This is a genomic window from Pseudomonas sp. DE0157, from assembly GCF_007678615.1.
Taxonomy (GTDB): Bacteria; Pseudomonadota; Gammaproteobacteria; order Pseudomonadales; family Pseudomonadaceae; genus Aquipseudomonas; species Aquipseudomonas parafulva_B.
The window spans coordinates 68,947-92,461 of the sequence record NZ_VEJN01000017.1 but is presented as its reverse complement, the minus strand read 5'-3'; the positions used below and the strand labels follow the sequence as shown (position 1 = coordinate 92,461).

At 61.8% G+C, this 23,515-nt stretch carries 20 protein-coding genes, 4 tRNA genes and 1 pseudogene; 15 read left to right on the top strand and 10 right to left on the bottom strand.

Annotation, left to right across the window (positions count from 1 at the left end; genetic code table 11):
- Both FS777_RS18355 and thiO read left to right on the top strand, forming a co-directional pair.
- Complete coding sequence (locus tag FS777_RS18355; protein WP_058638644.1) at window positions 1-387, top strand: type IV pilin protein; 387 nt, start codon at window positions 1-3, stop codon at window positions 385-387.
- Between the two features lie 56 nt (window positions 388-443).
- Entirely contained in the window at window positions 444-1,541 is a 1,098-nt protein-coding gene (thiO, locus tag FS777_RS18350; RefSeq protein ID WP_058638643.1) for a glycine oxidase ThiO, read from the top strand.
- Window positions 1,542-1,549: 8 nt separating this feature from the next.
- Here thiO and FS777_RS18345 read toward each other — a convergent pair whose 3' ends face one another.
- Together FS777_RS18345 and FS777_RS18340 are read right to left on the bottom strand one after the other, a co-directional pair.
- Window positions 1,550-1,780, bottom strand: coding sequence for a PP0621 family protein (locus FS777_RS18345; RefSeq protein ID WP_023533255.1), 231 nt, complete (start codon window positions 1,778-1,780; stop codon window positions 1,550-1,552).
- Window positions 1,781-1,874: 94 nt separating this feature from the next.
- Complete coding sequence (locus FS777_RS18340; RefSeq protein ID WP_058638642.1) at window positions 1,875-2,894, bottom strand: outer membrane protein assembly factor BamD; 1,020 nt, start codon at window positions 2,892-2,894, stop codon at window positions 1,875-1,877.
- A 147-nt stretch (window positions 2,895-3,041) separates the two neighbouring features.
- Here FS777_RS18340 and rluD point away from each other — a divergent pair, with 147 nt between their 5' ends.
- The 7 genes from rluD (at window position 3,042) to FS777_RS18300 (ending at window position 9,370) form a co-directional block, all read left to right on the top strand.
- A complete protein-coding gene (rluD, locus tag FS777_RS18335) occupies window positions 3,042-4,004 on the top strand; it encodes a 23S rRNA pseudouridine(1911/1915/1917) synthase RluD (RefSeq protein WP_023533229.1) in 963 nt (320 codons plus the stop codon).
- Window positions 4,001-4,741, top strand: coding sequence for a peptidoglycan editing factor PgeF (gene pgeF, locus FS777_RS18330; RefSeq protein WP_058638641.1), 741 nt, complete (start codon window positions 4,001-4,003; stop codon window positions 4,739-4,741). The genes rluD and pgeF overlap by 4 nt, the downstream gene beginning before the upstream one ends.
- Before the next feature lie 173 nt (window positions 4,742-4,914).
- Window positions 4,915-7,479, top strand: a complete 2,565-nt coding sequence (gene clpB, locus FS777_RS18320) for an ATP-dependent chaperone ClpB (RefSeq protein ID WP_145256857.1) — start codon at window positions 4,915-4,917, stop codon at window positions 7,477-7,479.
- A 483-nt stretch (window positions 7,480-7,962) separates the two neighbouring features.
- Window positions 7,963-8,038, top strand: a tRNA-Asn gene (locus FS777_RS18315).
- Between the two features lie 4 nt (window positions 8,039-8,042).
- Window positions 8,043-8,119, top strand: a tRNA-Pro gene (locus FS777_RS18310).
- A 6-nt stretch (window positions 8,120-8,125) separates the two neighbouring features.
- Window positions 8,126-8,201: transfer RNA gene (locus tag FS777_RS18305), tRNA-Lys, on the top strand.
- A 122-nt stretch (window positions 8,202-8,323) separates the two neighbouring features.
- Window positions 8,324-9,370: an FAD-binding oxidoreductase gene (locus FS777_RS18300; protein ID WP_145256854.1), complete on the top strand. Its 1,047-nt coding sequence runs from the start codon at window positions 8,324-8,326 to the stop codon at window positions 9,368-9,370.
- Window positions 9,371-9,406: 36 nt separating this feature from the next.
- Here the strand turns inward: FS777_RS18300 and FS777_RS18295 are convergent, their stop codons facing one another.
- Window positions 9,407-10,702 carry an NAD(P)/FAD-dependent oxidoreductase gene (locus tag FS777_RS18295; RefSeq protein ID WP_145256851.1) on the bottom strand — a complete coding sequence of 432 codons (1,296 nt, stop codon included), beginning with the start codon at window positions 10,700-10,702 and terminating at the stop codon, window positions 9,407-9,409.
- A 349-nt stretch (window positions 10,703-11,051) separates the two neighbouring features.
- Complete coding sequence (locus FS777_RS18290; protein WP_023533234.1) at window positions 11,052-11,681, bottom strand: DUF1780 domain-containing protein; 630 nt, start codon at window positions 11,679-11,681, stop codon at window positions 11,052-11,054.
- Between the two features lie 149 nt (window positions 11,682-11,830).
- Here FS777_RS18290 and FS777_RS18285 point away from each other — a divergent pair, with 149 nt between their 5' ends.
- Window positions 11,831-12,514, top strand: a complete 684-nt coding sequence (locus FS777_RS18285; protein ID WP_145256848.1) for an energy-coupling factor ABC transporter permease — start codon at window positions 11,831-11,833, stop codon at window positions 12,512-12,514.
- Between the two features lie 49 nt (window positions 12,515-12,563).
- Here the strand turns inward: FS777_RS18285 and yacG are convergent, their stop codons facing one another.
- From yacG to FS777_RS18265, 4 genes are read right to left on the bottom strand one after another with little or no spacing between them, the layout of a single operon-like run.
- Window positions 12,564-12,764, bottom strand: a complete 201-nt coding sequence (gene yacG, locus FS777_RS18280; RefSeq protein WP_023533231.1) for a DNA gyrase inhibitor YacG — start codon at window positions 12,762-12,764, stop codon at window positions 12,564-12,566.
- Window positions 12,761-13,384 (bottom strand): dephospho-CoA kinase, encoded by a 624-nt coding sequence (coaE, locus tag FS777_RS18275; RefSeq protein ID WP_078479142.1) that lies wholly within the window; start codon window positions 13,382-13,384, stop codon window positions 12,761-12,763. The genes yacG and coaE overlap by 4 nt, the downstream gene beginning before the upstream one ends.
- Window positions 13,381-14,250: an A24 family peptidase gene (locus FS777_RS18270; protein ID WP_145256845.1), complete on the bottom strand. Its 870-nt coding sequence runs from the start codon at window positions 14,248-14,250 to the stop codon at window positions 13,381-13,383. Before FS777_RS18270 ends, coaE begins: the two co-directional genes overlap by 4 nt.
- Window position 14,251: 1 nt before the next feature.
- Complete coding sequence (locus FS777_RS18265; RefSeq protein WP_145256841.1) at window positions 14,252-15,460, bottom strand: type II secretion system F family protein; 1,209 nt, start codon at window positions 15,458-15,460, stop codon at window positions 14,252-14,254.
- A gap of 213 nt (window positions 15,461-15,673) precedes the next feature.
- Here FS777_RS18265 and FS777_RS18260 point away from each other — a divergent pair, with 213 nt between their 5' ends.
- The gene (locus tag FS777_RS18260; protein ID WP_058638634.1) at window positions 15,674-16,084 is read left to right on the top strand and encodes a pilin; all 411 of its coding nucleotides are present in this window, start codon (window positions 15,674-15,676) and stop codon (window positions 16,082-16,084) included.
- A 70-nt stretch (window positions 16,085-16,154) separates the two neighbouring features.
- Window positions 16,155-16,230, top strand: a tRNA-Thr gene (locus FS777_RS18255).
- A gap of 195 nt (window positions 16,231-16,425) precedes the next feature.
- Here FS777_RS18255 and FS777_RS18250 read toward each other — a convergent pair.
- Complete coding sequence (locus tag FS777_RS18250; RefSeq protein ID WP_178091290.1) at window positions 16,426-17,610, bottom strand: PD-(D/E)XK nuclease family protein; 1,185 nt, start codon at window positions 17,608-17,610, stop codon at window positions 16,426-16,428.
- Between the two features lie 510 nt (window positions 17,611-18,120).
- Between FS777_RS18250 and FS777_RS18245 the strand changes: the two genes are divergently transcribed.
- The gene (locus FS777_RS18245) at window positions 18,121-18,642 is read left to right on the top strand and encodes an AAA family ATPase (RefSeq protein WP_145256835.1); all 522 of its coding nucleotides are present in this window, start codon (window positions 18,121-18,123) and stop codon (window positions 18,640-18,642) included.
- A gap of 27 nt (window positions 18,643-18,669) precedes the next feature.
- Here the strand turns inward: FS777_RS18245 and FS777_RS18240 are convergent, their stop codons facing one another.
- Window positions 18,670-20,625 carry an ATP-binding protein gene (locus FS777_RS18240; protein WP_145256832.1) on the bottom strand — a complete coding sequence of 652 codons (1,956 nt, stop codon included), beginning with the start codon at window positions 20,623-20,625 and terminating at the stop codon, window positions 18,670-18,672.
- A 211-nt stretch (window positions 20,626-20,836) separates the two neighbouring features.
- Here FS777_RS18240 and FS777_RS18235 point away from each other — a divergent pair, with 211 nt between their 5' ends.
- Together FS777_RS18235 and FS777_RS21965 are read left to right on the top strand one after the other, a co-directional pair.
- Complete coding sequence (locus tag FS777_RS18235) at window positions 20,837-22,612, top strand: sensor domain-containing phosphodiesterase (protein ID WP_145256828.1); 1,776 nt, start codon at window positions 20,837-20,839, stop codon at window positions 22,610-22,612.
- Window positions 22,585-23,475 (top strand): annotated as a pseudogene (locus tag FS777_RS21965) (PAS domain-containing protein); the annotation flags it as partial. The gene FS777_RS18235 and the pseudogene FS777_RS21965, both read left to right, overlap by 28 nt.
- Window positions 23,476-23,515: the final 40 nt, after the last annotated feature.

Sequence of the window (23,515 nt, the reverse complement as noted above, 5' to 3'; positions counted from 1 at the left end):
ATGCAGCAAGGCATTAGCCTGATCGAGCTGTTGATTGTGCTGGCCGTCACCGGCATTCTGGCAGCCATTGCCTACCCCCGTTACAACGACCACCTGCGGCAGGCAGCGCGCCACGAGGTGGTCGCCCTGTTGCAAGATGCCGCATTGCGCCTGGAACGCCATCGCTTGCTTACTGGCCAGTATGCCGAAGGCGACCCGAGTCTGCCTTCGGGCAACCGCTACTACAGCCTGCAAGCGCTGCGCGAGGACCAGACCTTCACCCTGCGTGCCCGACGTTTGCCCACAGGGCTCATGGCCGAAGACCGCTGTGGCGATTTCGAGCTTGATCAAGCTGGGGTAGGGCGCAACCACGGCGCCAGCGACAGCGCGCGCTGCTGGGGAGGCTGAACGGTCACAGGTGCCCGGTGCATCGCGGTTTTTTACTTCAGGTGTTGAATCGACAGATGAGCAAGCAAGTAGTGGTGGTCGGTGGCGGGGTCATTGGCCTGCTGACGGCATTCAACCTGGCGGCGAGCGTTGACCAGGTGGTGATATGCGACCAGGGCGAGGTAGGCCGCGAGTCATCCTGGGCCGGGGGCGGTATCGTCTCACCCCTGTATCCGTGGCGCTACAGCCCGGCAGTGACCGCCCTGGCGCATTGGTCGCAAGACTTCTATCCACAGCTGGGCGAGCGCCTGTTCGCCAGCACGGGCCTGGACCCTGAAGTGCATACCACCGGGCTTTACTGGCTCGACCTGGATGATCAAGCCCAGGCCTTGGCTTGGGCGAGCCGTGAGCAGCGCCCGCTGAGCGCCGTGGACATTTCGGCGGTGTACGACGCAGTCCCTGTGCTGGGGCCAGGCTTTGAGCGGGCCCTCTACATGGAAGGCGTGGCCAATGTGCGCAACCCACGCCTGGTCAAATCGCTGAAGGCAGCGTTGCTGGCATTACCCAATGTGAGTGTGCGTGAGCACTGCCAGATCACGGGTTTTGTGCAGCAGGACGGTCGTATCGTTGGGGTGAGCACCGCTGAAGGCGAGCTGGCCGCCGACGAAGTCGTACTCAGTGCCGGCGCCTGGAGCGGCGAACTGCTACGCCACCTGGGCCTTGAGCTTCCGGTCGAGCCGGTGAAAGGGCAGATGATCCTGTTCAAATGCGCTGAAGATTTTCTGCCAAGCATGGTGCTTGCCAAAGGCCGTTATGCCATTCCGCGCCGGGATGGGCACATTCTGGTAGGCAGCACGCTGGAGCATGCCGGCTACGACAAGACCCCCACCGATCAGGCGCTGGCAAGCCTCAAGGCATCGGCGGTGGATCTGCTGCCCGGCCTGGATGGCGCGCCCGTGGTGGCCCACTGGGCCGGGCTACGGCCAGGTTCGCCTGAAGGCGTTCCGTTTATCGGGCCGGTGCCAGGTTTTGATGGGTTATGGCTGAACTGCGGCCATTATCGAAACGGGCTGGTGCTGGCGCCAGCCTCGTGCCAACTGCTGGCTGATTTGCTCAATGGCGCCGAGCCCATCATCGACCCGGCACCCTACGCCCCCCATGGGCGTCTTGGCTAACCGCCCGATCAGCCCTGGCGGCCAGGCCCCTGCTGCAAGTGCGCCTGGCTGCAATACCAGGTGTTGCCCTGCGCCAGTGCTTGGTCGGTGGGCAGGTGCACGCCGCAATGCGCGCAGCGAACCATTTTCAGAGGCGCGTCGAGTTTGGCCTCTTGACGCGGTTGCTGGCTGAGTTTGAATTTGCGCCACAGCCAGAACGCGGCGGCGATCAGGACGATCCAGAAAAGTAGGCGAACCATGGTGTTCAGCTTGTCGAATGAAAGAGGATGACAGTCTAGGGCGCAGGCAATAAAAAAGGGAGGTCCAGGACCTCCCTTTCATGCAACGCCCGAATCAGTCGAACAGACCAAAGGTCATGTAGCTGAACCAGGAGCGGTTGCTATTGGCTTCCTTGGGCCCTGGTGGCTCGATCGGGTCGCCGTTTTCGTCCTTGGGCAGCAGCTCCTTGGGCATTTCGTCACGCGCATCCTGGAACTGCTTGATCACGTCCTGGTTGGCGCGGGTCTGGCCCGGTGGCAGCGGGGTGTCGGTTTCGATCAGGCCCAGCGTAGCCTTGGACAGCCAGCCGCGACCGTCAGACTCGGTCTGCTTGGGCTGGAACTCGCCATCGGCCAGGCTCGGGTGGTCCGGGTAGTTGAGCTTCAGGGTCTCGAGGCTAGTGGCAGCCAGGTCGTCCAGGTGCATCTTCTGGTACGCCTCGACCATCACCGCCAGGCCGTCGCCAACCGAAGGCGTTTCCTGGAAGTTCTCCACCACGTAGCGGCCACGGTTGGCGGCAGCCACGTATGCCTGACGGCTGAGGTAGTAGTCGGCCACGTGGATTTCATAGGAGGCCAGCAGGTTGCGCAGGTAAATCATGCGCTGCTTGGCGTCCGGGGCGTAACGGCTGTTGGGGAAACGGCTGGTGAGCTGCGCGAACTCGTTGTACGAGTCGCGTGCCGCGCCCGGGTCGCGTTTGGTCATGTCCAGCGGCAGGAAGCGCGCCAGCAGGCCACGGTCCTGGTCGAAGGAGGTCAGGCCTTTGAGGTAGTAGGCGTAGTCGACGTTCGGGTGCTGCGGGTGCAGGCGGATGAAGCGCTCGGCAGCCGACTTGGCAGCCTCCGGCTCCGAGTTCTTGTAGTTGGCGTAGATCAGCTCCAGCTGCGCCTGGTCGGCATAGCGGCCGAACGGGTATCGCGACTCCAGGGCCTTGAGCTTGTTCACGGCGCTGGTGTAGCTGGAATTGTCCAGGTCAGCCTGGGCCTGCTGATACAGCTCGGCCTCGCTGAGGTTCTCGTCGATGACTTCCTTATTAGAGGAACAGGCCGCGGTGAGCCCGAGGATGGCGATCAGCAGCAGGTGTTTCACTTGCATGGCGGCTTGCGTCCCTTTGACGGCCGCTGTCTTGGGCGGGGCCGTCCTGTTATGATGAGCGCCCCGGCCAACCCCGGGACAAAAGAAGCCGTATTTAACCACAAGCTCGCAGCTGAAACCAAAGGCTGTGCGCCCACTGAATCGAGCATGTCCGAGATCATTCAACTTAGCGCAGAGGTCCCGTCCGAACTGGGCGGTCAACGCCTCGACCAGGTCGCCGCCCAATTGTTCGACGAGTATTCGCGCTCGCGGCTGACGGCCTGGATCAAAGATGGCCGTCTGACGGTCGACGGTGCTGTACTGCGCCCGCGTGACACCGTGCATGGCGGTGCCGTGCTGGCCCTGGAAGCCGAGCAGGAAGCCCAGGGCGAATGGGAGGCCGAGGACATTGCGCTGGACATCGTCTATGAAGACGACCAGATCCTGGTCATCAACAAGCCTGCGGGCCTGGTGGTGCACCCGGCTGCCGGCCATGCCAGCGGTACCTTGCTCAACGCCTTGCTGCATCACGTGCCCGACATCATCAACGTGCCACGTGCCGGCATCGTCCACCGCCTGGACAAGGACACCACCGGCCTGATGGTCGTGGCCAAGACCTTGCAGGCGCAAACCCACCTGGTGGACCAGTTGCAAAAGCGCTCGGTCAGCCGTATCTACGAATGCATCGTGGTGGGCGTGGTCACTGCCGGTGGCAAGATCGACGCCCCCATCGGTCGCCACGGCGGCATGCGCCAGCGCATGGCTGTCACAGACGGTGGCAAGCCAGCGGTCAGCCACTACCGTGTGCTCAAGCGTTTCCGGTCGCACACTCACGTGCGGGTCAAGCTCGAAACCGGCCGTACCCACCAGATTCGCGTGCACATGGCCCACGTCGGCTTCCCCCTGGTCGGTGACCAGACCTACGGCGGGCGCTTCCGCATCCCGCCTGCGGCAAGCCCGACCATGGTCGAGGCGGTCAAGACCTTCCCGCGTCAGGCCCTGCACGCACGCTTCCTGGCACTGGTGCACCCGGCGACGGGCGAGCGCATGGAATGGGAATCGCCACTGCCCGATGATTTCGTCTGGCTGCTGTCGCTGCTCAACCAGGATCGCGAGAGTTTCATCGGATGAGTGGCCTGACGCAGTCGCTGCTGACACCGGACTGGCCTGCGCCAGCCTCGGTTCGCGCCTGCGTCACCACCCGCCAGGGCGGCGTCAGCCTGCCGCCTTTCGATACCTTCAACCTGGGTGACCATGTGGGGGACGACCCTGCGGCCGTTGCCCAGAACCGTCTGCGCCTGAGCGGCGAGTTCGACATCCAGCCCGCCTGGCTCAAGCAGGTGCACGGCTTGGCCGTCGTCGATGCCGACCCCTCCCGCGTGGTCGAAGCCGATGCCAGCTGGACCGACCGGCCAGGCATCGCCTGCACGGTGATGACCGCCGATTGCCTGCCTGTACTTTTCTGTGACCAGGCCGGTACGCAGGTGGCGGCAGCCCATGCGGGCTGGCGCGGGCTTGCCGGGGGCGTGTTGGAAGCCACCCTGGATCGCTTGGACGTACCACCGGCTCAGGTGCTGGTATGGCTGGGCCCGGCGATTGGGCCCCAGGCATTCGAAGTGGGCCTGGAAGTGCGTGATGCCTTCACTGCGGTGCACCCGGAGGCCGCGCGGGCATTCGTCGACGGTGAGCGACCCGGCAAGCTGATGGCCGATATCTACGCCCTGGCCCGTATTCGCCTGGCAGCCCGTGGGGTCACGGCTGTTTACGGTGGCGGCTTATGCACGGTGAGCGACGAGCGGTTCTTCTCCTATCGGCGTACCCCGCAAGGTGGGCGTTTCGCTTCCTTGGTGTGGCTGGCGCCGCGCTAGCAATGGGCCGCACCTGCCTTTACACCGGTGCAAATCCAACAGCTTGACCTCCGTCAACCCCGCTACGCTTGAATCTTCCAGAATCAGCCTTATCTATAAGACATCTCAGGCAGGTTTCTTCATAAACAGGCGCTGTCCATCGCTCCGACCTGCCCTTTACAGGAAGGTACATCATGCGAATAGACCGTTTGACCAGCAAGCTCCAGCTTGCAATATCCGATGCGCAATCCCTGGCCGTTGGCATGGATCACCCCGCCATCGAGCCTGTCCACTTGCTCCAGGCCTTGCTCGAACAGCAGGGTGGCTCTATCAGGCCACTGCTGATGCAGGTCGGCTTCGACATCAATAGCCTGCGTCAGGCGATGGTCAAGGAACTTGACCAACTGCCGAAAATCCAGAACCCCACGGGCGATGTGAACATGTCGCAGGATCTGGCACGCCTGCTCAACCAGGCAGACCGCCTGGCCCAGCAAAAGGGTGACCAGTTCATTTCCAGCGAGCTGGTCGTGCTGGCGGCCATGGATGAGAACAGTAAGCTGGGCAAGTTGCTGCTCAGCCAGGGCGTGAGCAAGAAAGCCTTGGAGAACGCCATCAACAACCTGCGCGGTGGTGCGGCCGTGAACGATGCCAACGCAGAGGAATCGCGTCAGGCACTGGACAAGTACACCGTCGACCTGACCAAGCGTGCCGAAGAAGGCAAGCTTGACCCTGTGATCGGCCGTGACGACGAAATCCGCCGCACCGTCCAGGTGCTGCAACGCCGTACCAAGAACAACCCCGTGCTGATCGGTGAGCCCGGCGTGGGCAAGACCGCCATTGCCGAAGGCCTCGCCCAGCGCATCATCAACGGTGAAGTGCCAGATGGCCTGAAAGGCAAGCGTTTGCTCGCCCTGGACATGGGGGCCCTGATTGCCGGCGCCAAGTACCGGGGTGAATTCGAAGAGCGCCTCAAAGGCCTGCTCAACGAACTGTCGAAGCAGGAAGGGCAGGTGATCCTGTTCATCGACGAACTGCACACCATGGTCGGCGCCGGTAAAGGCGAGGGTGCCATGGATGCGGGCAACATGCTCAAGCCGGCCCTGGCCCGTGGTGAACTGCATTGCGTAGGCGCCACCACCTTGAACGAGTACCGCCAGTTCATCGAGAAGGATGCGGCCCTGGAACGTCGCTTCCAGAAGGTGCTGGTGGAGGAGCCTAGCGAAGAGGACACCATCGCTATTCTGCGTGGGCTGAAAGAACGCTATGAAGTGCACCACAAGGTGGCCATCACCGACGGCGCCATCATCGCGGCGGCCAAGCTCAGCCACCGCTACATCACCGATCGTCAGTTGCCTGACAAGGCCATCGACCTGATCGACGAGGCTGCCAGCCGTATTCGGATGGAAATCGACTCCAAGCCTGAGGTCCTCGACCGTCTCGACCGCCGTCTGATCCAGCTCAAGGTCGAGTCCCAGGCGCTCAAGAAAGAAGAGGATGAGGCTGCCAAGAAGCGCTTGGAGAAGCTGACCGAGGAAATCGAGCGCCTTGAGCGTGAATATTCCGACCTCGAAGAGATCTGGGCGTCGGAAAAAGCTGAAGTGCAGGGTTCGGCCCAGATTCAGCAAAAGATCGAGCAAGCGCGTCAGGAACTTGAGGCCGCCCGCCGCAAAGGCGACCTGAGCCGCATGGCTGAGCTGCAGTACGGGGTAATCCCGGACCTGGAGCGCAGCCTGCAGATGGTCGACCAGCACGGCAAGACCGATAACCAATTGCTGCGCAACAAGGTGACCGAGGAAGAAATCGCCGAAGTGGTTTCCAAGTGGACGGGCATCCCTGTGTCCAAGATGCTGGAAGGCGAGCGCGAGAAGCTGCTGAAAATGGAAGCGCTGCTGCACCAGCGTGTGATTGGCCAGAGCGAGGCCGTTACCGCCGTGGCCAACGCGGTGCGCCGGTCCCGGGCAGGCTTGTCCGATCCTAACCGGCCCAGCGGCTCGTTCATGTTCCTCGGCCCGACCGGCGTGGGCAAGACCGAACTGTGCAAGGCGCTGGCCGAATTCCTGTTCGATACCGAGGAGGCCATGGTGCGTATCGATATGTCCGAGTTCATGGAGAAACACTCCGTGGCGCGGCTGATCGGTGCACCACCAGGCTATGTGGGGTACGAGGAGGGCGGTTACCTGACCGAGGCCGTGCGCCGCAAGCCGTACTCGGTGGTGCTGCTCGACGAGGTAGAGAAGGCTCACCCCGACGTGTTCAACGTGCTGTTGCAGGTACTGGAAGACGGACGCTTGACCGATAGCCACGGTCGCACTGTGGACTTCCGCAATACGGTCATCGTGATGACGTCCAACCTCGGCTCGGCACAGATCCAGGAGTTGGTGGGCGATCGCGAGGCGCAGCGTGCTGCCGTGATGGATGCGGTGGGCGCGCACTTCCGTCCCGAATTCATCAACCGGATCGACGAAGTGGTGGTGTTCGAACCGCTGGGCCGCGAGCAGATCGCCGGCATTACCGAGATCCAGCTGGGACGGCTGCGCAGCCGCTTGATGGAGCGCGAGCTTTCGCTGAGCTTGAGCCCGCAAGCCCTGGACAAGCTGATCGCCGTGGGTTACGACCCGGTGTATGGAGCGCGGCCGCTCAAGCGCGCGATTCAGCGCTGGATCGAAAACCCGCTGGCGCAGTTGATCCTGTCGGGCAAGTTCGTGCCAGGTACGGCGATCACTGCCACGGTGGAAGGCGACGAGATCGTCTTTGCGTGACGTTAAGTTGTTGGGGCCGTCTCGCGGCCCATCGCGGCTGGTCCGGCGCCTCGGCAATGTCGCTCCAAATCCTGATGTATCAGGCATCATGCGGTCAGGGTAGGAGCGGCCTCGTGCCGCGATGGGCCGCAAAGCGGCCCCGACAACCCTTATGCTGTCATCGACGAGCCCAGCCAACCCCCGTAAATCCGGGCCTTTGCGCTAATCCAAGATAACTTGCTGAAATTTTTGAAATTTATGCTTGCATGATCAATCGAGTGGCCCTAATATACGCCGCGTTGTCAGGCACTAAGCGAATCACCAGCAACACCGGTGACCGCAAAACAACTTAGAAATCAGTAAGTTGAATGAAAAAAAGTGGTTGACAAGCAAAACGAAGAATGTAGAATAGCCGGCCTCAGCAGCGATAACGCGAAAGCGGATAGCTAAAGAGACCGAAGTTAACACAAGCTTCGAAGATGTAAGGTTGTACCGAAGTTCAGTTCCGCGATAGCTCAGTCGGTAGAGCAAATGACTGTTAATCATTGGGTCCCTGGTTCGAGTCCAGGTCGCGGAGCCAATCTCGGGGTGTAGCGCAGTCCGGTAGCGCGCCTGCTTTGGGAGCAGGATGTCAGGAGTTCGAATCCCCTCACCCCGACCATTTTCCGGGTCGTTAGCTCAGTTGGTAGAGCAGTTGGCTTTTAACCAATTGGTCGTAGGTTCGAATCCTACACGACCCACCATGTAAGAAGGGCATCTCGAATGAGATGCCCTTTTTCTTTTGCCTCGGTTTTTCTAAGCCCTGTATTTTCCCGCAAATCCGCTATTCTGGCCTGTGTCTTTCGCAGTCTGGGGACCTATTGGCATGGGAGCCAACACATCAAGTGTCGTGGTCGTGGGTGGAGGCATCATGGGTGCTTCCATTGCGTGGCACCTTGCAAGGCTCGGTGCTCGGGTCACTGTTCTGGAGCAAGGGTCTCGAGCCGCCAGTGGCGTTACCCGTTGGTCATATGGTTGGGTAGGCACTGCCAGCGCCAGTGCATCGGACAACCCGGCTGCATTTTCCTCCACATTGCAGGCCATCGCCGACTTCAACCGGCTGGCGCTTGACCTCGGGCCTTTGCCGGTTGCCGCCCGTGGCGCCATGGTGTGGTTGGACAACGATGCGCAAACGGCCGCCCTCATCGACCAGCAACGCTCTGCCGGCGTAAACCTTCAACCACTGGACGCCCAGCAGATAAGCGCCCTTGAGCCGTGCATGATCACGCCACCCGCACTGGCCGCTTGGGCGCCGGACGATTTTGCCGTGGAACCTGTTGCCTTGGCGAAAATGCTGTTGAGCGGCGCCGAGCAAGCCGGGGCAGAGGTTCTATACGGCCGGCGGGTCGATGGCATAGAGACGCACAACGGACGCGTGACGGCCGCCAGGTGCGCAACGCAAACCTACGCCGCCGATACTGTGGTGCTGGCCAATGCTGGTGCCGCAATCGGCCTTGCAGCAGGTGTCGGTCTGCCCTTGCCCTTGCTTACCCGGCCAGCTGTACTGATGCGCTTCGCGGCGCCAGCCGGTGTAGTGCGGCACCTGGTCTACGGTAATGGCTTGGAGTTACGTCCGGCATTGGAAGGGGGCGTGGCCTGCGCTGAAGAAGCGCCTGCCGAGGGTGAGGCAGGGTTGCCAGCCTTGGTCGAGCGCACCACAAAAGCCATCCGGCAGATGTTCATCGGCGCCACGGCGCTTTCGCTGCGCGCGGTCAGTATCGGGCACCGACCGATGACCCCGGAAGGCAAGCCTGTGATGGGTTACCTTCCTGGCGTCGAGGGGGTGTACGCCTTGGTGGCACATCCTGGAATCGTGCTAGCGCCCCACCTCGGCCGTCTGGCAGCCGAGGAAATCGTTCGGACGCGACGCTAGCCGGGCGCCTGCGAGTGCACCCAGCCAGCAGCCAGGTCAGTGCAACTTCAGCCGTGGTTCTGTGCCGCGACCAATCTTGCTGCCCAGCATCATCAGGGCCGTGCGGAAGAAACCGTACAACGCCATCTGGTGCATACGATACAGCGACACGTAGAACATCCTTGCGAGCCAGCCTTCGAGCTTCACACTGCCCATCAAGTTACCCATCAGGTTACCCACGGCCGAGAAGCGCGAGAGCGACACCAGCGAGCCATAATCCTTGTACTGGTAGGTCGGCAGCAGCTTGTTCTCAAGGCGCGCCTTGATGCTCTGCGCCAGCATCGACGCCTGCTGGTGGGCCGCCTGCGCCCGGGGCGGTACGTTGCGATCGCTGTTTGGCTGCGGGCAGGCGGCGCAGTCACCGAAGGCAAAAATAGCGTCATCACGGGTGGTTTGCAGGGTGGGCCGTACGACCAGTTGGTTGATGCGGTTGGTCTCCAGGCCATCGATTTCCTTCAGGAAACCCGGCGCCCGGATGCCCGCTGCCCAGACCTTCAGGCTGGCCTGGATCACTTCGCCGTCTTTGGTCTTGAGACCTTCGGCCGTCACTTCGCTGACGGCCGCGTTGGTCATTACCTTCACCCCCAGCTTCTCAAGGGTCTGATGCACGGGCACGCTGATGCGCTCCGGCAGTGCCGGCAGCACGCGCGGGCCTGCCTCGATCAAGGTGATGTGCATGTCTTTCGGTTGGATGCGGTCCAGGCCGTAGGCCGCCAGTTCATGGGCCGCGTGATGCAGCTCGGCAGCCAGCTCCACGCCCGTGGCACCGGCACCGACGATGGCTACGCTGATCTTTTCACTGGCCACATCGCCTGCGTGGGCGCGCAGGTAATGGTTGAGCAGTTGCTGGTGGAAGCGCTCTGCCTGCTTGCGCGTGTCCAGGAACAGGCAATGCTGCGCCGCATCCAAGGTGCCGAAGTCGTTGGTGTTCGAGCCCACGGCAATGACCAGGGTGTCGTAGGCAAGGGTGCGCGCGGGCAGCAGCTCGCGGCCGTCTTCATCCAGCGTCGCAGCCAACTGGATCCGCTTGCTCTCACGCTCCAGGCCGCTCATGCGCCCCAGTTGGAAGTTGAAGTGGTTCCACTTGGCTTGCGCCACGTAGTTCAGTTCGTCTTCGGAGGAGTTCAAGGAGCCGGCGGCCACCTCGTGCAGCAGCGGTTTCCAGATATGGGTGAGGTTGGTGTCCACCAGGGTGATGTCAGCCTGCTTGCGCTTACCCAGGGTCTTGCCCAGGCGGGTCGCCAGTTCCAGGCCGCCGGCGCCGCCGCCGACAATCACGATGCGATGAGTCATGGGAATATCTCATAAGGTTTACGGAATTCTTGGCCCAACGGGCCGGCCGCACGGGGTAAGAGGGGAGGGCGAGCGCAAGGCAGCTCATAGCTCCGGTCCACTCAACGGGCGCCAGACCCAAGACAGCGGGGGTGGCGAGATGCTCGACCCCAGTGTATGCAGGGCTTGCAGGTCATCATCGACACTGGCTGACACGCAGGGTTCAGGCGTGGGTCATGCTGGGCCTCTACGGATAGACGTTCGTGCAGGGGCAAACGCTACAGTGGTCGCTCACGCGGCTGTAACAAATGATAATGCTTTCTATCCGCGCCGCCGAGTGTACGTCATCGCAAACGATCGCTGCACTGGATCAAAGACTGATCCCCACATCGAAGACGATGCTGCGCCCCAGGTTGCCGCGTAGAAAATCCGGCGCATCCGGGTGAGCGAACAATACCCGGGCAAAGGTTGGCCCGACCAACGACAGCGAGCGCCAGCCCTGGCGCAAATACTCGGTGGGCGGCGGGAAGTGGGTGTTGAGGTCCAGCACCTCGCGCTTGAGGCTGGCGAAGGCAATGATGTCCAACTCGTTCAGGTCCAGCCCGCGCTCACGGTAGTTGTGCGCTTTCTTGCGCAGGGTAGGTGCCAGCCTGCCCAGCAACTCGGTGGCACTGATGCGGCGAGGGCGCGCTTCGCGTCGCACCAGTTGCGCCAGTGAAAAGGCGCTGCGCCTGCGTTGCAGCTCTTCTCGCCATTCATCGTTAAGCCGGCGACCCTCGTCCAGCACGAAGAACACCTCGAAGGCCGCATCGCGGAACAATACGTCAGGCGGCTCCTGGCCGGCGGGCGTGAAGTCGTCGTTGCGATACGCGATGTTCAGGCCTTGCAGCAGGCGCTGGCAGACCCAACGCTCACGCTCCCATTTGCGGGCATTGGACAGGAACGCGTTGGCTTGTTCGGCCTGGATGGTAAGCAGGCGCAGGTAATCGGAGTCATCCATGAAGCAAGCTTAGCTGTAATTTGATGACGATCCGGTGTTGATCGCGCCTTGAATCAATGAATTGCATGCTTGTGGTGTAGGGACACGCTGATACTTGGGCAATACGTGTAGACTCCCTTTGTCCATGCATTGATTGAGGTTATTCCTACATGATCAGCGCGCAAGTGCTGTCGGGAACAACGCTGACCGTTGGCTGGCTCGGCTACGTGCCGCTGCTCGCCTGGGCCACCAGTCAGGCCCGCTGGGTCGAGCTGGTCACCGACCGGCGGCGCCAGCACTTGCTGTTCGGCACCGTGGTCGGGTTGTTCGCGCTGTGGTTGGTTCGGCGTGATTTCGACACGGGCGTGTCCTACCACTTCATCGGCATGACCGCCGTCACCCTGCTGCTGGACTGGCCGCTGGCAGTACTGGGTGGCTTCATGGCGCAAGTGGGTCTGCTGCTGCTCGGGCGTCAGGAGTTGACTGCATTAGGGGTCAACGGCCTGCTGTTGGTCGGCCTGCCGGTCTTGGTCACCGAAGTCTGTGCCATCGCGGTGGAACGCGCGCGGCCGCGAAACCTTTTCGTGTACATCTTTTGCTCAGGGTTTTTCCCGGCGGCACTGACGGTGGTCGTCTGCCTTAGTGCCGCGCTGGGATTGCTCTGGCTCGATGGGTTGTTCGCCATGCCGGAGTGGCTGAGTGATTTCGTGGGCTACCTGTGGCTGATGATGTTTCCCGAAGCGTTTATCAACGGAACCGTCATCAGCGCACTGGTGGTCTTCTGCCCCGAATGGCTGGAGACGTTCAACCGTACTCGATACCTGCAGGCTCCCTGGAAGGAAGGCGGTGGCTGACAGCCATGCCTCGCTGCACAGCATCTAGCTGGTGTATCTCCCAAAGTGATCAGTGACGAGGCTCCAGATCCCCTGAATACAGTTCGTCTTCCGAGTCCTCGGCTCCGGGAATCTTGTGCTCCTCGGACGCCCAGGCGCCCAGGTCGATCAGTTTGCAGCGGTCGGAGCAGAACGGCCGAAAGGTGTTCTTCTCGTTCCATTCCACAGGTGCGCCACAGGTCGGGCAATCGACGGTCAATGGCTGGCTCATGGCTGGCCTCCTCGTAAAGTCAGATAAAAGTGGTGCAGTCGGTCGATCTGCGCATGCAAGTGACCTAGGTCGCCGTCATTGACCACCACGTCATCGGCATGGCGCAGGCGTTCTTCACGCGGCAGCTGGGCCTGAAGAATGGCCTGCACCTGCTCGGCGCTGGTGTGGTCGCGGGCGAGGGTGCGTGCTACCTGCAGGGTCTGCGGGGCGTCGATGACCAGTACGCGCTGGGTTTTCTTATACTGCCCCGACTCGATCAGCAGGGGCGAGACGTACACCGCATAGGGCGATTGCCCTTTGGCCAGGTAACTGAAAATCTCCTGGCCGATCAGCGGGTGCAACAATTGCTCCAGCCATTTGCGCTGCGCCGGGTCGGTGAAGATCAACTGGCGCAGCGCGGCACGGTCAAGCTGCCCATCCGCCTGCAGCACGGCAGGGCCGAAGTGCTCGACGATGCTCGCCAAGGCTGGGCGGCCGGGCTCGACCACCCACCGCGCTGCCTGATCGGCATCGACCAGGTGCACGCCAAGCTCGACGAAGCGCTCGGCTGCGGCGCTCTTGCCGCTGCCGATGCCGCCGGTAAGGCCGAGAATCCAGGGTGTTGTGGCCGCTGTGGTCATTGGAATCCAAGCAGTTGCATGTAGGAGGGGGGTATTTCATCACCCCAGAGCACGGCAATCCACCCCGCAATAGCCAGATAAGGCCCAAAGGGCATTGCCGCCCCCATGGCATGCCGGCGCAGCCCGATCAGGCACAACCCTATGAATGTGCCCGCCACCGAGGACAGTAATAGGGTCAGGGGCAGCACCTGCCAGCCACCCCAGGCACCGATGAGCGCCATCAATTTGAAGTCACCGTACCCAAGGCCTTCCTTGCCGGTCAGCAATTTGAATGCCCAGTAGACGGTCCAGAGGCTCAGATAACCCAGCACGGCGCCCCACAGCGCATCGCCAAGTGGCGCGAACACATTGCCAGCATTGACGATCAGCCCCAGCCACACTGCTGGCAACACCAGTACGTCGGGCAACAGCTGTTGATCCGCATCGATCAGGCTCAGCGTCAGCAGGCACCAGGTCAGCAGCAGCGCAAAAAGCGCTTGCTCCGACGGGCCGAAGCGCCATGCAATTGCCATCGACAACAGGGTACTGGCCACCTCGACCAAGGGATAACGCACGCTGATCCGTCCCTTGCACCCCCGGCAACGGCCATTGAGTGCCAGGTAACTGAGCACAGGGATGTTCTCCCACGCGCGGATGACGTGCTTGCACAAAGGGCAATGGGAGCCGGGTAACCATAAATCGAACCGCGCAGACGAGGTTGGGGGTAGCTCCAGTATCTCTTGCGCAGTGCGTCGCCATTGCCGCTTGAGCATGATCGGCAAACGATGCGCCACGACATTGATGAAGCTTCCTGCCAGCAAACCGAGCAGCGCGGCCCAGGCGATGAAGTGCGCAGGCTCCATGCCCTGCAGTGTCCAGACCGTCATATCAGATCAGGCTACCCAGTTGGAAAATCGGCAGGTACATCGCCACCACCAGCCCACCGACAAGCACTCCCAGCACCAGCACGATGGCCGGTTCCAGCAGACTGGCCAGCTGGTCCAGGGCCTGGCTGACTTGGTCCTCATAATGGATCGCAGCCTTGTCCAGCATCTGGTCCAAGGTCCCGCTGGCCTCACCGATTGCCGTCATTTGCACCAGCAGGGGCGGGAACACGCGCTCCTCAGCCATCGCCTGATTGAGGGCCCGACCGTTCGCCAGTGCTTGACGCAAACGCAACACCGCCTGCTCGTGAAGCTCACCGCCGCAAACCCTAGCCACCGTGCCCAGCGCGTCTAGCAACGGCACCCCAGCCGCATAACTGGTCGCCAGGCTGCGGGCGAACCGCGCCAGCGCAGCCTGCCCCAACAACGCTCCGAACACCGGCATGCTTAGCAGTTGCTGCGCGCACCACAGGCGTGCCGGTGCATGCTGGCGATACAGCTGACGCCCACCGACGCCCAACAGCACCCCCACCAGCGCGACCCAGGGCGCCACCTGCCCGAACCCCGCCGACAGGTCTATCACCCACTGGGTGAGGGCTGGCAATGCCGTACCCATGCCGACGAACATCGATTCGAACTGCGGAATTACTTCCAGCAACAAGATGGTCGAAACCCCCAACCCTGTGAGCAACAGCAGGATGGGATAGGCCATCGCCTTTCGCACCTTCTTCTCAAGCGTGCGCCGCTGCTCCAGCATGCACGCCAACTGTTCGAGCTGCCGATCCAGCGTCCCCGACTGCTCACCCACCCGTACCAAGTTGCAGTACAGCCCATCGAACCAGCGAGGATGGCGTTGCAAGGCATCCGCCAGCCCCAGCCCTGCGCCTAGGTCTTTTTTCAGCGCCAGCAGCACTGCCGCCTGCCCCTCGGGGCAGCCGCTACGGCTCATCACTTCGAACGCCTGCAACAACGGCACACCCGCTCGCAGCAAGGTCGCCAGCTGCCGACTGAAACCCGCCGTGTCCGGCCTGGCCTGCCAACGCGGCCAAGTCAGTGCCAGCCCACCCGCTGGCCGCACCCGCGCCACCGTGATGCCTTGGCGAATCAGCGCAGCCTGTACATAGGCCGGGCTGCGCCCTGTGGTCTGGCCGCTGACGGGGGCGCCGCTGGCGTCCGTGCCCTGCCAGGTATAGAGATGCGTAGATGACGTCATGCACATGTCCTTTTCGTCCCTGTGACAAGCCTGGAAACAGCTTGCCTCGTCCTTGGAAAGGCACGCCTTTCCGATGGTCACTAGAGTAGTGCAGCGAGGGCAAAGCCCAAGCGGGTAGGGGTGACAAAAGGTGTCTGTTCAGGCCTACTGCGCCGCTGCCGGTCGAGGCAAGCCTGACCTCACTGAGTCTGCGTATCGAAAAGGAAATTGTTCATGAAAGGGCAACGCGGCATCACCCTGATCGAACTGATGATCGTCGTCGCGATCATCGGCATTCTGGCGACCATCGCCTTACCGATGTACACCAACCACCAAGCCCGCTCCAAGGCCGCCGCCGGCCTGCTGGAGATCAGCGCCCTGAAAACCGCGATGGACCTGCGCTTGAACGAAGGCCGCGACGTCACCGACGTCGCCAGCCTCGGCGGCCAGCCCAGCACCGCCCATTGCGCGATCACCGCCACCGGCAAGGCCAGCGACGCCAGTGGCCGTATCGTCTGCACCCTGGTCGACGCCCCTGCGACCGTGCTGGGCAAGGCCCTGACCCTGACCCGCTCAGCCACCGGTTGGGCCTGCACCACCGACATCGAAACCGACCTCGCCCCCAACGGCTGCGCCGCGCCGTAAGGATGACGCAATAAACGAATGGAAACAGAGGTTTGCGTAACGGGTGCAGCAGTGGTACGTTGCGCTACACGCCGGTGTAGCTCAGTCGGTAGAGCAGCGCACTCGTAACGCGAAGGTCGCAGGTTCGATTCCTGTCTCCGGCACCACTTCAGATTCCAGCGAAGGCCACTAAAATTTCTGGAACCCCCGCAAAAGCCGCCTTAGGGCACCACGCTGTTCACTCAGAACGGCCTAGCAGCCTATCCCGTCCCCCCTGGCATCACCCGACCACCGGAGCGGCCTTGCCAGGGCGTCGGACCGACCCCAACGATCTAACGGGTCTACCAAACTCCGACAGCGATTCAGCTCAATGCACCTTCAAGCTGCAATCCAGACCGGTCCACCCCGCCCGATCTGATCAACTCAACCACACGCAGCACCTCCCTGACCAACCGCCCAGCATCAGACAAACCCTCCATGCCGCTAGCAACATTGTCCTGATACAGGCAGGAATACCATTTAAACGCATTCCAATTCCTCCACATCAACGATGAAGGCAATGAAAGCATCTGCTCAGATAACTCACCCTCGCTCGCCATCTTCCCGCCCGTGATCAGCACCACCCCGTAGTGCAGCGCCTCAGACGCAACCTCAATTCTAAGCAGCATGCCATCGACGCCAATGTCGAAAAACTGCCCCACGTGCTTCAATCTCGACGCCTTGGGATAGAACCATTTGCGGCAATTCTCCTCGCTGCAGTCATGCCCAGAAAAGCCAAGCGGCGCTGACACCGGTTTGCACTGGGCCGACAACCCATGTCGTACTGCATTGAAGAAATTGAACAATACCGTCCCCTTCGCATGGGGCAGTGCCTGGGCAATGGCTTCGGCGGCCCGCAAATTGTCGTCGGCAATGAGAAGTTCGATCAGTGCATGTCGTGTCGTATGCGTCATGGTTTGCCCGGTGATTTTCTGGACCAGATGCTTGTACTGGATTAACGCGTGCTGAAGCGCCGGCGTTGCGGTCGAGATGCTGATGCACTGCTCAAGCCAGCCGAGGATGTGCTCCTGGTAGGACAGTTGGCGGTAGCTCACGCCGCAGTGACTGTTTGCGTGCGCTTGCGTGCCTTTTTTTGTCAGGTACCACAACTGCCACGGCTTGCGTGAGGCCTTGCCAATGTCGTTATAGCGCTTGAGTTGCTGTTTGCCGTCAGGGGCGTCGATCTTGTTTTCTATCAGGATGAGGTGGTCCCGCAGGTGGATCACTACGTCGACACGGCCGTAGCCCGCAAAAAACTGCTCTTTATTGACTTTGGCGTCGCTGATGCTGCCTTCGTAGTCGAAGCCCATTGTCGCCAGGAACAGTTCGAGAAAGCGTTCACCCTGACCGTGGCGGCCCTTGGGGTCCAAGAGCTCTGCAATCATCGCAGAGTGGGTATTGACCTCGGCCCGCTCGATTCGGGTGATGGAGAAGATATTGAAAAGCTCACCGCTTGCTGCGAGCTTGGCTTCTGTCTCCCTTACCAGGCTGCCTGCCTGATTCAACAACAGTTGCGCTTTGTCCGTGCTCGTTATTTGTCCAGAATCAGATTCAGCATTGTCCCGTGGTTCGGGTTCGAGTTAGATATTAACGGCGTGCTGTAGCGATCAGAAATTCGCACATCAACCATCACGTTGGATCGTACTCGGGGCCGATGATAGAGGCCGCGAGCTACGTATTCATTGATCCAGACGGTCACCGATTCGCGCTTTCCTAGATCAGATGTAATCGGCTTGCCTGCTCTACAGCTAACAGGGCGCGATGCCAGGCCTCTTTCGACGCGATACGTGCGCTCTCGTAACGCCCGCCCAAGCAGGCATCACCGTACTAATCACCTGAAAGTCCAATCTCGCTCCAACACCACCTCATAAAACGCCCCCTCAAGCGTCGCATTGTGATGCGTCACAATCTGCTCAGCGCTCAGCGCTCAGCGCTCAGCGCGCAATCAGCACGCAGCTTCGAGACTTCTTTACAACTCCGGCCTCCTGTACAAAATGGCGGGTTGAAAAGGAGCCCCCATGAAACGCGTCATGATCATTGGTCAACCGGGCGCCGGCAAGAGTACGCTGGCTCGCCACCTGGGCGAGCGAACCGGCTTGCCGGTCGTGCATATCGATACCATTCACTGGCTACCCGGCTGGGTCGAGCGCAGCCGGGACGAAAAGACCCGCCTGTGCCATGAAGTGGAGGCGCGCGAACGGTGGATCTTCGAGGGCGGGCATTCGGCGACCTGGGACAACCGTCTTGCCAGGGCCGAAATGCTTATCTGGATTGACCGTTCCCTGACGGTCCGATTGTGGCGTGTGCTGGTCAGGACCCTGACCCAGTTGGGCCGCACACGCCCGGACCTGCCAGGCGACTGCCCCGAATCGCTGCGCAATTTGCCTGGCTTCATCCGGTTCATCTGGTCCACGCGGCATTCTTCACAGGACAAGATCAAGCACCTGATGGCGACGGCGCCTGCGGGGTGCCGGGTCGTGCACCTGCGCTCCAACAGGCAGACGCGTCAGTTTCTGGCGTCGATCGATTCGCAGCCCTGAGGTATGTGACGCTTGTCGGCCATGGCGTTAGCGGCGTTTGGCCTGGTCCAGCAGCAGGGGTGCATCCTGGTCACCGAACATCCCTTCGACGCACGCCTTGAACTGGCCGAGCGTGAAGGGCTTGGGCAGCAAGCGCGAATGTGGTTGCTGCTCGGTAAGGCTGGCCGGCGCCTCGATCAACCCTGAAATGAACAGCACCCGCACTGCCGGCACAAGCGCCCGCACCCCTTGGGCGATGTTGTCTCCCGTCAGGCCGCCGGGCAGGACCAGGTCGGTCACCACAAGCTGCAGGTCTTGGCACTGTTCGATCAGGTGCAGCGCGTCGGCAGGATGGGTGACTTCGATCACCTCGAAACCGAGCACCTGCAACGCTTCGCCGACCAGCTCCCGGATCGCGCCCTCGTCCTCGATCACCAGTGCACTGCCGCGGTTGTCAATACGGGCTGCCAGGGTGGCGTGCGTGATCGGTGTGACGCTGGACGGGGCCGGCTCAAGGTGGACGGGCAACAGCAGACTGACCGTGGTGCCGCTGCCCATGACCGATTCGATCATTGCCGTGCCGCCCGCCTGGCGAGCGAAGTCCCTGACCATCGAAAGCCCCAGACCCGTGCCCGACCCCAGCGGCTTGGTGGTGAAGAACGGTTCGAAGGCCCGCTCGGCAATGCTGGCCGGCATCCCCAGGCCTGTATCGGTGACGCTTACCTGAATGTATTCGCCAGTGCGTAGCCCAAGCTGCTCCAACTCAGCCGGGCTGCGGGTGACCTTGCTGATCCGCACCTGCAAACGGCCCCCTTGGGGCATGGCGTCACGTGCGTTGATGCACAAGTTGAGCAGCGCATTTTCCAGTTGGTGGGCGTCGCAGTAGCACAAGGCTGGCGAAGGCAATGGGGTGAATTGAAACTCGATCTTGGGTGTAAGGGTTCTGGCCAGCAGCTCTTTCATGTCGTCCACCAGCAGCACCACATCGACCGTGGTGCTGGCCAGCGGTTGCCGCCTGGCGAAGGTCAGCAGGCGGTGGGTGAGGGTGCTGGCCTTGCGAGTGGCAGCTCTGGCCAACGCCAGGTAACGGCCCAGTTCGTCGTGCCGGCCCTGCGCCAGGCGTTGCTCGATCATGTCCTGCGTGCCGGTGATCACGGTCAGCAGGTTGTTGAAGTCATGGGCCAGGCCGCCGGTGAGCTGCCCGAGCGCTTCCATCTTCTGGCTTTGCTGCAATTGCTGGCTGACTTGCTCGAACGCCTGCTGCCGCTCGCGGTACTGGGTGACATCACGTGCCACGGCGAAGTAACGGCCCTCGAACCCGGCAATGCGCCAGTTGAGCAGTAAGGGTTGGCCATCGCTGCGCACGCTCTGGGTGTCGAGCTCGACGATGGGCTTGTGGTTGAGCTCGCGCAACGCGTTCGCCAATTGTGCGGGGGAGATGAAACTGTAGAACGTCCCAGTCTTGAGCTGTTCTTCAGTGAAGCCCGTTTCTACCTGCCACGCCGGGTTCACCGACAGCACCTGGCCGTTTTCGGACAACGTGCAGATCAGGTCGGGGGACACGTTCCACAGGCTGTCGCGCTCCCCCGTTCGGTGTTGCACTTGTTGCTCGAGCGTTTCGTTGAGCTGCTCCACGGCGCTCAGGTTACGCCTGAGCGAAGCACACACCACCGCCATGGCGAAAGTCACCACGCCAAAACTCAGGCTGTTGGCCCACGTGGCCCAGTCAGCATCGAAACCCAGCGGCCCGATGAAAAAATACTGGGCGATCAGCACGGCCATGATGCACCCCAGCAGGGACGGACCTGCGCCGAACCAGAACCCGATCAGCATCAGGCCAGGAATGAAAAACAGGTAGGGGAGCGCGGCAGGCGACATCTGCGCGCGCGCCAGGGAGCACGCAGCGATGATCAACGCGGCGCCCACGTAGCGGCTGGCCGTGCTCGGTTCGGCACGTCGCAGGCGTTGCAGGATGGCGGTAATCCTTTCTTTGAACCAGGCCAAGGCTGACTCCGTAACAGGCTGAGCATCATCTACGCGATCTGCCGTGCCAAGCGCGGCTGACAGCCTTTTAGGCTAGCTGACCGCAGGCGTCCAATAGATTTTTTGGCCGACCGCCGGTGGGGGTGCTCAATTGTCGAGAGAAACCGATCACAGCTAAGCTGGCAATGTGCCTTCTGGGCTAGAATTTGCTGTTACCGCGACCGGAGCTTTCATGGACAACTTGACGACCCTTCGAGACGAGCGCTTGCGCCTGGTTGAAGTGGACCGCCTTACATCGGACCTGGCAAATGGAGAGGATCCGGTGCTCAATGGCGTCGTCAACATGCTCTGTGCGCACTTCGACGTCCCTACCGCGCTGGTCAGCATCGTCGACCGCGATTACCAGGTATTCAAGGCCAAGATCGGCATGGCCGACGACCGCACGCCGCGCGAAATGTCCATCTGCGCCCTTGGTTTGCGCCAGGAAACGGTGCTCGAGATCTGCGACACGCTGCAGGACCCGCGCACGGTGGATAATCCGCTTGTGCAATCGGCCCCCCATATTCGCTACTACGCTGGCGCACCGCTGATCGTTCGGCCAGGCGTCAGCCTGGGTGGGCTGTGCATCATCGACCATGCCACGCGCCAAGCCTTGTCGGAGCGCGACCGTAATCTGCTGACCAACGCCGCCAAAGTGGTGGTGGCCCGCCTGCAGTCTATCCACCGGCAGAACTTCTACGATCCGATGACCGGGTTGCCCAATCGGCGGCGCTTCGAGACGGACTTCAAGGAAGGTGCCATCACGGCCGGCCAGGTGGCTGTTTTCATCGAGCCGGTGTCGGCCGCGGGTATGGACCGACTGTTCAAGGCGCTGGGCATCGAGTTTTTCACCGATTTCATGCGGGCAGTCAAAGAAGTGCTGCTCACAACACTTCCGCCCGGCTGCCGCCTTTATCGGGCCAGTACCTTGGGCTTCATGACGGTTATTGAGGCGTGCGATACCAGCTTTCTCGCTGGTTGGCTTCAGACGCTGGTGGCTTCGCTCGGTGGGCCACTGCGCAGCGGTCACGTACCGGTCACGCCGGATGTCGGCATCAGCGTCCTGACGCTGGGCGTGGACGCCAGCGCTTCGCCGGATATCCTGAGACTGATGGCCAGCATGACCGACACTGCTCGCAAGAGCGATCAGCGCTGGTTGGCGTACGACCCGGTGGTGGACGCCAACCTGCGGCGCAACACCGCCATACTCAATGCCTTGGAAGCCGCATTGCTGGCACCTGACCAGTTGAGCCTGGCGTACCAGCCCAGGATCGACCTTGGCAGCAACCGCTGCGTGGCGGTCGAGGCGCTCTTGCGCTGGACGCATCCGCAGCTGGGCGTGATCAGCCCGGCCGAGTTTATTCCGCTGGCGGAAACCACCGCGTCCATCCGCGGCATTACTCGCTGGGTGGTGGAACAGGTGTGCCGTCAAATTGCCCAGTGGCAGGCCAGCGACCTGATGTTGCAGGTCTCGTTGAACATCTCGGCCCTCGATCTGGGTGATGGTCAGCTGTACGAAGATGTCACGCGAGCGCTGGCCCGACACCAGGTGCACCCGAGCCTGGTGGAGCTCGAGTTCACCGAAAGCGCCCTGGTAGCCGACTTCGATGCCGTGCAAGAGCAGCTCCAGCGCTTCCGCGCCCTGGGCATTTCGATCGGCATCGACGATTTTGGCAGCGGCTACAGCAACTGGATCTACCTGCGTAAAATCCCCGCCACCAGCGTGAAGCTCGACCGCTCCCTGCTGGCCGAACTGCAGCCTGGCGGCAATGACTGGCACATCGTGCGCGGGCTGGTCAGTCTGCTGCGCGACCTGCGCTTGACGGTGGTGGCCGAGGGTGTGGAGACGGACCTGCACCATCATGTGCTACGGGGGTGGGGCTGTGATCAAGGGCAAGGCTATTATTACGCAAGGCCCCTCCCGGCAGATGACCTAGCTGCATGGTTGCGTCAGCCGCGGCAAGCCTGACGTTAGGTGAAGTAGCACTCGGTGTGCGCTGCCTGTCAGCGCCTGTTCAATCCCAACAGTTGTCATCCGCAATGACGAGGATCGCCATGTTCAACAAAGCGCTTAGGGATGAGGTCGAGGCACTCAAACGGGAGCTGCATGGGCTCAGGGCTGCGCAACAGAGCAGGTCCAGCGAGATGCTTGAAATCACCGTGGACCGCGACCTGCTGATCACGGCCGTCAACCCGCGGTTTTCCAGCTTCGTGGGGATCGACGCTTCGAAGCTTGTCGGTACATCGATGGGCGCGCTCACGCCCGACTATGTGAAGGACTTGCCGTGCTACAAGGATTTCCAGACCGCGATGAGCCAGGGCACTGGGGTGAGCGACGACTACCGCTACATCGCGGCTGATGGGCGTCTGGTGTGGATGCGCGCGGCGTGGTGCCCGGTCAAGGCCCCCAGCGGCGAGGTGACCCATATGACGGCCTACGGGACCGAAGTTACCGCCGCCATCGACAAGGCCCGTGAAAACGACGAGCTGATCAAGGCGCTTTCCCGGTCCACGGCGGTGATCGAGTTCGCACTGGACGGCACCATACTCACCGCCAACCAGAACTTCCTGGATACGGTGAGCTACACGCTCCCGGAAATCGTCGGCAAGCATCACAGTATTTTCTGCGATCCGGCCTACACCCGGTCGCCGGATTATCAGCGACTGTGGGCCAGCCTCAACGACGGTCGCTTCGTTGCTGAGCGCTTTCAGCGGTTCGACAAGAGCGGTCGCGAGCTGTGGCTCGAAGCTTCCTACAATCCGGTGCGCGACACCCGCGGGCGGCTGTACAAGGTCGTGAAGTTCGCGGTGGATATCACCGCTCAGGTCGAAAGCGAGAAACAGGTCAGCTCGGCAGCGGACGTTGCCTATG